The organism is Sphaerotilus sp., from assembly GCF_031429695.1.
Taxonomy (GTDB): Bacteria; Pseudomonadota; Gammaproteobacteria; order Burkholderiales; family Burkholderiaceae_C; genus Sphaerotilus.
The window spans coordinates 1-8,480 of sequence record NZ_JANPAB010000060.1; the positions used below are offsets into that span (position 1 = coordinate 1).

The 8,480-nt window shown below is 67.5% G+C and carries 10 protein-coding genes; 8 read left to right on the forward strand and 2 right to left on the reverse strand.

Going from position 1 to position 8,480, the window contains the following annotated elements; all coding sequences use genetic code 11:
- Nucleotides 1-145 precede the first annotated feature (145 nt).
- From RMP06_RS11295 to RMP06_RS11315, 5 genes are all read left to right on the forward strand, one after another.
- Nucleotides 146-895: a hypothetical protein gene (locus RMP06_RS11295; protein ID WP_310461881.1), complete on the forward strand. Its 750-nt coding sequence runs from the start codon at nt 146-148 to the stop codon at nt 893-895.
- Nucleotides 896-974: 79 nt separating this feature from the next.
- Nucleotides 975-1,733, forward strand: a complete 759-nt coding sequence (locus RMP06_RS11300) for a helix-turn-helix domain-containing protein (protein WP_310461882.1) — start codon at nt 975-977, stop codon at nt 1,731-1,733.
- Nucleotides 1,734-1,813: 80 nt separating this feature from the next.
- The gene (locus RMP06_RS11305; protein ID WP_310461890.1) at nt 1,814-1,999 is read left to right on the forward strand and encodes an HGGxSTG domain-containing protein; all 186 of its coding nucleotides are present in this window, start codon (nt 1,814-1,816) and stop codon (nt 1,997-1,999) included.
- A gap of 601 nt (nt 2,000-2,600) precedes the next feature.
- Entirely contained in the window at nt 2,601-3,059 is a 459-nt protein-coding gene (locus RMP06_RS11310) for a hypothetical protein (protein ID WP_310461883.1), read from the forward strand.
- Between the two features lies 1 nt (nt 3,060).
- Complete coding sequence (locus RMP06_RS11315; protein WP_310461884.1) at nt 3,061-3,513, forward strand: YbaN family protein; 453 nt, start codon at nt 3,061-3,063, stop codon at nt 3,511-3,513.
- Here the strand turns inward: RMP06_RS11315 and dinB are convergent.
- On the reverse strand, nt 3,468-4,727 hold the full coding sequence (gene dinB, locus RMP06_RS11320; RefSeq protein WP_310461885.1) for a DNA polymerase IV: 1,260 nt from the start codon (nt 4,725-4,727) through the stop codon (nt 3,468-3,470). The two genes, RMP06_RS11315 and dinB, sit on opposite strands and share 46 nt — an antisense overlap.
- Before the next feature lie 79 nt (nt 4,728-4,806).
- On the opposite strand from dinB, the gene tldD reads away from it, so the two are divergent.
- The 3 genes from tldD to RMP06_RS11335 all read left to right on the forward strand — a co-directional run bounded on the left by tldD (nt 4,807) and on the right by RMP06_RS11335 (nt 8,090).
- Nucleotides 4,807-6,270 carry a metalloprotease TldD gene (gene tldD / locus RMP06_RS11325; RefSeq protein ID WP_310461886.1) on the forward strand — a complete coding sequence of 488 codons (1,464 nt, stop codon included), beginning with the start codon at nt 4,807-4,809 and terminating at the stop codon, nt 6,268-6,270.
- A gap of 240 nt (nt 6,271-6,510) precedes the next feature.
- Nucleotides 6,511-7,632 (forward strand): 3-deoxy-7-phosphoheptulonate synthase, encoded by a 1,122-nt coding sequence (locus tag RMP06_RS11330; protein WP_310461887.1) that lies wholly within the window; start codon nt 6,511-6,513, stop codon nt 7,630-7,632.
- A gap of 161 nt (nt 7,633-7,793) precedes the next feature.
- The gene (locus RMP06_RS11335; RefSeq protein WP_310461888.1) at nt 7,794-8,090 is read left to right on the forward strand and encodes an EF-hand domain-containing protein; all 297 of its coding nucleotides are present in this window, start codon (nt 7,794-7,796) and stop codon (nt 8,088-8,090) included.
- 18 nt (nt 8,091-8,108) lie between these two features.
- Here RMP06_RS11335 and RMP06_RS11340 read toward each other — a convergent pair.
- The coding region (locus tag RMP06_RS11340) for a cob(I)yrinic acid a,c-diamide adenosyltransferase (protein WP_310461889.1) at nt 8,109-8,480 on the reverse strand (372 nt) is incomplete at its 5' end.

Sequence of the window (8,480 nt, forward strand, 5' to 3'; positions counted from 1 at the left end):
ACCCCCTGGCTCTCAGCGCCTTCGTGTAGGGCGACCAGTTCTTCGTCGTGTACTTCTTCTTCGCCGGCTTGCTCATCCCGTCAGCCTACCTCACCGCTCGACCACCGGCCGGCTGGGTGGGTTGTGCAACAAAGCCAGGAAACACATGAACTCTCTGACCTTGACCAACAACCAACTCGACCTGCTTGCCGTCGCTTGGGTCGATCCCGCCGCCCACAAAGCCGCCGCACGGCTGATCGTCGCCGCCAGCGAAGAGCTGGCCATGCGGGATCGCCGAGGCCGCGAGGATGGTCCGCTCTACCGCATCACCGAGGCGATCATGGCCGGATGCGACGCTCCCGCCGTTGCCGGGTACCTCGACAGCGAGGCCGCAGCGGTCGAAGCGCGTCATGCCGCCGCCCGCGACCGGCTGGGTGAACTGAGCCTGCAACTCGCTGCACGCCGGGGTCACCGCCGCCGGCACGACGAGCACGTCGCGGCGCTGGCCTGCGCCCTGTCGGGCGAGTTCGCATTGCTCGTTACCGCCGCCACCAGGATGCAGAACGACCGCACACGCGAGATTGCCGCGTTGGTGGCCGGCGGGTTCACCACCCAGGAGGCACATGCCACCATGGACGGCGCCGAGACACGCGCGCTGCAGCGGAAACGGGAGGCACTGGCCGCCGCTGGAATCGCTCCCGAAGACGCGCCCCTGGTGCCGACCGAAAGCCAGTTCGCCGAAGAGAAGCGCCAGCGTGCAGCCAGGCTGAAGGCCGATCTGGAGCGCGTCCATGCCTTCCAACGCGATGAACTGCGAGACGTGGCGGGGCTGCCTGGCTGGGTGCAAGAGGCCATTGAGGCGGGCGCCATCGCGCTGCACGACGACGCGACGAATCGGCGCCTGCTGCCCGCCTGACGCACCTTGGCATGGTGGTGTTTTGGGGCGGAAAACTTCCGGGCAGTGGTGCCTTAATGCTGTACGTCCATCCAGTTCTATGCACGACAATCCCGGCACCTCCACACCGGGACGCCTCATGCTCGACTTCTGCCCAGCACTGCACCCTGACCACGCCATCCACCTCACTGCCGATGTCCACGACTCAGCGCCGACCGACTCCGAACCGCGCTGGTTGGACCCGGCCGTGCGCGACATGCTCACCGGCGAGGACGTGCGCACCTCTACGGAGTATCGGCGGCTGGTGGGGGGCCGGATTACGCGCTCAAGGCTCGCCTGCAGGCTTCAGGGAAAGGACTTGGCTATCAGGATCGGACACAAGAACGGAACGCAGATCAGCTTGTGGGAGGCGGGCGAGCGGATGCCGCCCTTGGAGATGGTGGCGCTACTCGCCGCACACCTCGGGGTGTCCGTGGAATACCTGGCGGGTGCCTGCCCCGAGGAAGATCCGGATCGCCTGGAAGCCACGCGGCGCGAATCCATCCGGCAGGCTCGCGCAGCCATCGAAGCGGCGGTAAGCGCGGTTGCCACTGCCTGCACCAGCTTGCCACGCGCTGCGGCAGACACGGAAGCCGCCTGGAAACGGCTGGGCGGGCTGGTGGGCGAGCTGCTGTCAGCTGTTGCCAACTGCCGAGAACGGAACGAACGGCTCTTCGACGAAGAACTGATCGGCGGTGCGCGGCTGCTGGCCACCGCGGACCGGGTGGCGCTGGCCGTCGCCGACATGGGCGCCCGGTCTGGTCTCCATGAACGGCTGCGTGCAGACATCGCCGCAGCGCATGGCAGGGTGATGCAGTGACCGCCGATGAACTCGCCCGGCTTCGAGCGCAATGGGTCCGGGAATGGCGTGCATACGACCAGGATGGCGCGGCGGTAGACATGCTGTTGTACGTGGACTTGATCTGTGGCGCCAAGGGCAAGCGAACCGGCAAGCCTTGCCAGAGCAGGACGCTCTACTGGAGCGGCCGTTGCAGGCACCACGGCGGGCTGTCCACGGGGCCAATCACAGAGGAAGGGCTGGCGAAGTCGTTGCAGAACCTGAAGTGCAATGCTCGAACCCCATGACCATGGGGGTGTCTTGGGGAGGTAGCTGAGTTCACTGCGTTCTGCAGAACCCCATGAGCACCACAAGGTTTACCTAAGGGTGTCTCAACGTTGCATCGCCGCAATGGCCCGCCACCGCGCGGGCCTTGTCGTTTCTGGCGGGTGCTGGGCAACGGCTATGCCGACAGAACCCCATGAGCATGACAAGGTGTAGATAAGGTCGGGATCTGCTGCGGACGCGGCCTGCGCATCCAAAGACCAGTTCTGGCCTACGACCCGGAGAGGCGCGAACGCCCGACTCTCTCGGCTTCGTCTCGCTCGGGCAGCCGTAGGTGGTGACGAACTCGAAGGAGATACCGGCATTGGTGGGCTGTCCAGTCGAGCATCGTGGCGACGGCCGATCATCTGGAGGGCGTGCGCGAGATGGTCCGGGCTGGCGTATCAGGCAGAATCGAGGGGATGCGGCGAAGCGTGGGGGCAGGTTTGGGGGCAGGTTCCAACATGCGCCAGCGTGAAATCGTTGCAGATCAACCACTTAGGCCCAGGGTTCGATTCGGATAGTCCACTGTCCCTTTAGACCCCCGGAGTGGCCTGCCCTCCGGGGGTTTTGCATTTGGCACCCATGACCGCTGTGAATACGCCGTTGCCACTCTCTGATGCAGGCAAAGTCGAAGGCCCCTCCTTTCCGTTGACCGTGAAGGTGCTGGCCACGGTGCTGGTGGCCGTGCTGGCACTGCAGGGCTGGCGGGTGATCGATCAGCGACCATGGCAGCATGTGGGCTGGCAGGCGGGGCTGTTCCTGCTGGCTGCAGGCGCGGTCATCGCCTCGGGCTACTGGGGCATCCTGACCAGTCGCACCAGCATCGACGGCCGCTGCATCCACCAGAGCTGGCTCTGGCCGAAGGAGGTGGCGCTGGCCGACATCACCCAGCTCAAGCTGCTCGAAGTCTCTGCGCTGTCCTGGTTGGTGGTGCCGCGGTTGGTGGTGCGCTCTGGCAGCATGAACCTGACGACCTTCCATGCGGCCGATGCCCAGGTGCTGGCGGCCTTGCGCCTGCTGGCCTATGGCGGCAAGGTCTGACATGAACCTTCCGGTGGTGGTCACCTCTGCACCACGTCGCCCCGCCTGGCAGCGTGCGTTGTGGCTGCTGGCCGGCGGGCTCAGTCTGCTGCTGGGCATTGCCGGCATCTTCCTGCCGCTGCTCCCCACCACGCCGTTTGTTCTGCTGGCGGCGGCGTGTTTTTCCCGCGGTAGCACACGCTGCGAAGCCTGGCTGCTCCATCACCCCCGCTTCGGCCCGATGGTGCGCGATTGGCGCCAGCACCGCGCCGTGCCGCTGCGCGCCAAGCAGCTCGCGCTGGTGATGATGACGATCGGCTCGCTGGCGGCTGCGTTCACCCTGCCGCGCTTCAAGTGGCTGCCGGCGCTGTGCTGTGCAGCGGTGGCGTGGTGGCTGTGGCGCCTGCCGAGCCGAGAAGCACTGGCGCCTCAGGTGGCGGACGAATCGTCGTCCGGGAACAGCGGCAAGGTCTGATGTACTGCGGCGGCCCTGTCGCTGGGTGCTGCCGGCCGATTGGCGGGTGCCGATGCCCCTGACACCGGGCGTGTCCCGGCCGCCACCTTCGACAGACCGCCCACCCGCACCCCCAGCAGCCGAAGCCGCCGCTCCAGGTCTACCCGCTTCAGGCACAACCCGCCGGCCCGCCGGATCGCCTCGGCCTGCGCCGTCGGGACCGGCAACGTCAGGTCACGCGTGACGATGCGGAAATCGTCGAAGCGCAGCTTGATGCCGATGGTGCGGCCGACGTAGCCCTTGCGCTGCAGGTCGCCGGCCACCTGCTCGCACAGGGTGGTGAAGATCGTGCCGAGCGCGGCGCGGTCGTGGCGGGCATGCAAGTCGCGGTCGAACGTGGTTTCGCGGCTCATGGAGACGGGCTCGCTATAGGTCACCACCGGGCGGTCGTCCAGCCCGTGCGCAGCCCGGTGCATCCACAGGCCGTGGTTGCGCCCGAAGTGCATGACCAGCCAGTCGGGTTCGCAGGCCGCGAGTTCGCCGATCGTGTGGACGCCCAGCTCGTCCAGCTTCGCCCCCGCCTTCGGCCCGATGCCATTGATGCGCCGCACCGGCAGCGGCCAGATGCGCGCCGCCACGTCGCCCGCCATCACCACGGTCAGCCCGTCCGGCTTGTCGAGGTCGCTGCAGATCTTGGCCAGCAGCTTGTTCGGTGCCAGCCCGACCGAGCACGACAGGCCGGTGGTACGGCGCACGTTGTTCTTGATGTCCTGCGCTAGCGCCCGGGCACCGCCGAGCGGGTCGTGGCCGACGTGGTCGCGCACGCGGGGCAGGTCGGTCAGCTCGATGTAGATCTCGTCGATGCCGCGGTCCTCGATGTCGGGCGCCAGCTCTGCGACGGCGGCCTTGAATGCCCGCGACAGGCGCCGGTATTCCTCGAAATCCGCTGGCAGCAGGATGGCCTGTGGCGCGAGTGCCGCCGCCTTCATCAGCCCCATGCCGGAGTGAACGCCGCGGGCGCGGGCCTCGTAGGTGGCGGTGGTGACGACGCCGCGCCCGACGTAATTGCCCAGCCGCGGCCAGTCTCCTGCGAACTCCGCTGCCCGTGCCCGGCTGCCGCCCACCACGACCGCCTGCCCGCGCAGTTCCGGCCGGCGGAGCAACTCGACCGACGCATAGAAAGCGTCCATGTCGAGGTGGGCGACGAGGCGCGGCGGTGGCGTGGGGGCGGACATCGGCACAATTGTGAGGGCCGGGGTGAGGTCAGCGCCATCGGTCGCAGACGCGGCCCGGCGGCGTCCCTAGAATGCGTCCATGATCTCTCGCGAACCCACCCTCGAACGACTGGCCACCGCGCGCCGGTTGCTGCTGGACCCGTTTGGCCTGACCGAGGCCAGCCTCACACGGGCGCTCAACACCATCTCGGCGCACCGCGTCGATGATGCCGACCTGTACTTCCAGTACACCCGCAGCGAGGGCTGGAGCCTGGAGGAGGGCATCGTCAAGAGCGGCAGTTTCAGCATCGACCAGGGCGTTGGCGTGCGCGCGGTGGCGGGCGAGAAGACGGCGTTTGCCTACTCGGACGACATCTCCGAAGCCGCGTTGCTGGACGCGGCCCGCACCGTGCGCACCATCGCCGCCGCCGGCCAGAGCCGCAAGGTGAAGATCGACACCCCGCAGCACGTCGCCTCCAGTCGCCGCCTCTACCCCGATCTGGACCCGATCTCCACGCTCGACAGCACCCAGAAGGTCGCGCTGCTGGAGCGTGTCGAGAAAATGGCCCGCGCCAAAGATCCGCGTGTGGTGCAGGTGATGGCGGGGATGGCCGGTGAATACGACGTGGTGATGGTCGCCCGCGCTGACGGCACGCTGGCGGCGGACGTGCGCCCGCTGGTGCGCGTGTCGATCACCGTGATCGCCGAGCAGAACGGGCGGCGCGAAGTCGGTTCGGCAGGCGGGGGCGGGCGCTTCGGTTTCGGCTATTTCACCGACACGCTGCTGCAGCAGTACGTGGACCAGGCCGTTCACGCGGCGCTGACGAACCTGGACAGCCGCCCGGCACCAGCGGGCGAGATGACGGTCGTGCTCGGCTCGGGCTGGCCCGGCATCCTGCTGCACGAGGCGGTCGGCCACGGGCTGGAAGGCGACTTCAACCGCAAGGGATCGAGCACCTTCTCCGGCCGCATCGGCGAGCGCGTCGCGGCCAAGGGCGTGACCGTGCTCGACGACGGCACGATCGCCGACCGGCGCGGCTCGCTCAACATCGACGACGAAGGCCACGCCAGCCAGAAGAACGTGCTGATCGAGGACGGCATCCTCAAGGGCTACATCCAGGACTCGATGAACGCCCGCCTGATGAAGACCGCCCCGACCGGCAACGGCCGCCGCGAGAGCTACGCCCACGTGCCGATGCCGCGCATGACCAACACCTACATGCTGGCTGGCGACAAGACCCCCGAAGAGATCATCGCGTCGATCGACCGCGGCCTCTACGCCAGCAACTTCGGCGGCGGGCAGGTGGACATCACCAGCGGCAAGTTCGTGTTCTCGGCCAGCGAGGCGTACTGGGTCGAGAAGGGCAAGATCCTCTATCCGGTCAAGGGCGCGACGCTGATCGGTAACGGCCCGGACGCGATGAACCGCGTGTCGATGATCGGCAACGACCTGGCGCTCGACTCGGGCGTGGGCACCTGCGGCAAGGACGGGCAGAGCGTGCCGGTGGGTGTCGGACAGCCCACACTGCGCATCGATGGCCTGACCGTTGGCGGCACGGCTTGATCGGCGCGCTTGACGCCAAGCCACGCCGCCCCCTACATTTGACCCCCATGAAGCGCGCAGCCGTCTTTTTTAGCTACTTTTGGTTCTCGTACCGCCCGGCGGAGGAGAGGCCCACGCGTAGCTGAACAGCCCGCAAGCGCTCCCAAGAAACCGCCGGAACCCCCGGCGGTTTTTTTTCGCCCCGACATTTCCTTCCCCTTTCCCCTTTCCCCTTCCACACCCACTCAGGACACCCCGACCATGAATGCCACGCACGCCGCCCCGACCGACTCCTGGTATCCGCCCGTTGACCGCACCTCGCAGACCGACGATGAAAGGATCCAGGACGTGACCCCGCTACCGCCCCCCGAACACCTGATCCGCTTCTTCCCGATCCGGGGAACGGCGGTCGAGCAACTGATTGGCAGCACCCGCCAGTCCATCCGCGACATCATGCAGGGCCGCGACGACCGGTTGCTGGTGGTGATCGGCCCGTGCTCGATCCACGACCCGGCCGCCGCGCTGGAGTACGCCCGCCGGCTGAAGCCACTGCGCGAGCAGTACAAGGACACGCTGGAAATCGTCATGCGCGTGTACTTCGAGAAGCCGCGCACGACGGTCGGCTGGAAGGGCCTGATCAACGATCCGTACCTCGACGAGAGCTACCGCATCGACGAGGGCCTGCGCATCGCCCGGCAGTTGCTGCTGGAGATCAACCGCCTGGGCATGCCGGCGGGCAGCGAGTTCCTTGACGTGATCTCGCCGCAGTACATCGGCGACCTGATCGCGTGGGGCGCCATCGGCGCGCGCACCACCGAGAGCCAGGTGCACCGCGAACTGGCCTCGGGTCTGTCGGCGCCGGTGGGCTTCAAGAACGGCACCGACGGCAACATCAAAATTGCCACCGATGCGATCCAGGCCGCCTCGCGGCCGCATCACTTCTTGTCAGTCCACAAGAACGGCCAGGTGGCGATCGTCGAGACCCGCGGCAACAAGGATTGCCACGTCATCCTGCGCGGCGGCAAGTCGCCGAACTACGACGCCGCGAGCGTGGCCGCGGCCTGCCTGGAAATCGAAGCGGCCAGGTTGCCTTGCCGGCTGATGATCGATTTCAGCCACGCCAACGCCAGCAAGCAGCCCGAGCGGCAGATCGAGGTGGCGCGCGACGTGGGCGCGCATCTGGCGGCCGGCACGCGCTGCATCTTCGGCGTCATGGTCGAAAGCCATCTGCACGCCGGGGCACAGAAGTTCAGCCCCGGCAAGGACGACCCGGCCGCGCTGGCCTACGGGCAGAGCATCACCGATGGCTGTATCGGCTGGGACGCTTCGGTTGCGCTGCTCGATGGGCTGGCCGATGCCGTGCGCGCGCGGCGTGGGCGGTGAGCCTGGCGCGGCTCGCAGCGAAGCGAGCGGATGTGTGTGCACGCAACCAATGGAAAGCGGGTTGGCCGATGCTGTAAGTCGAGCAACGTGGAGCAAGAGTGCTCGCTCTCGGCGCCCACCGCGGTTGCAATGGCGGCCCAAACCACAACCGGAGTCCTCTCATGACCCGAAACATCCGCCTGTCTTTCGCCTCCGCCGCGCTCACCAGCTTGGCGCTGTGCGTGCCAGCGCTGTCTGTTGCCCAGACGCCGTCTCCCAGCCCGACGCCGACCCCGTCGACCACGGCGCAGCAAACGCCGGAGTCCGCCTTCAAGCGCGCCGACGCGAATGCCGACAACAAGTTGAGCAAGGAAGAAGCCGCGCGCATGCCCGCCATCGCCGCCAAGTTCAACGAGCTCGACAAGGACAAGGACGGCTCGCTGTCGATGGAGGAGTTCATGGCGGGCAATCCGAAGTAGCCTCCAGCCGCTCGGGCCTCAGTCGCCCGAGCGGGCCAGCTTCTCCGAGTGCCAATACACGTCATCGCCGCCCAGACCGTCGAGGTTCGCGCGGTTGAGCACACGGGCGAGCACGAAGAGCAGGTCCGACAGCCTGTTCAGGTACTGGCGTGGCGCTTCGTTGACCGGCTCCTGCGCGGCCAGGGCCACCAGGGCGCGCTCGGCGCGCCGCGCCACCGTCCGGCTGACGTGGGCCAGCGCGGCGCTTCGCGTTCCGGCCGGCAGAATGAACTCAGCCAGGCGCGGCAGTTTGGCGTTGTGCGTGGCGAGCGCTTCGTCCAGGCGCAGCACGGCATCGGCCTTCAGCAATTCGTAGCCCGGAATCGACAGCTCGCCGCCGAGGTTGAACAG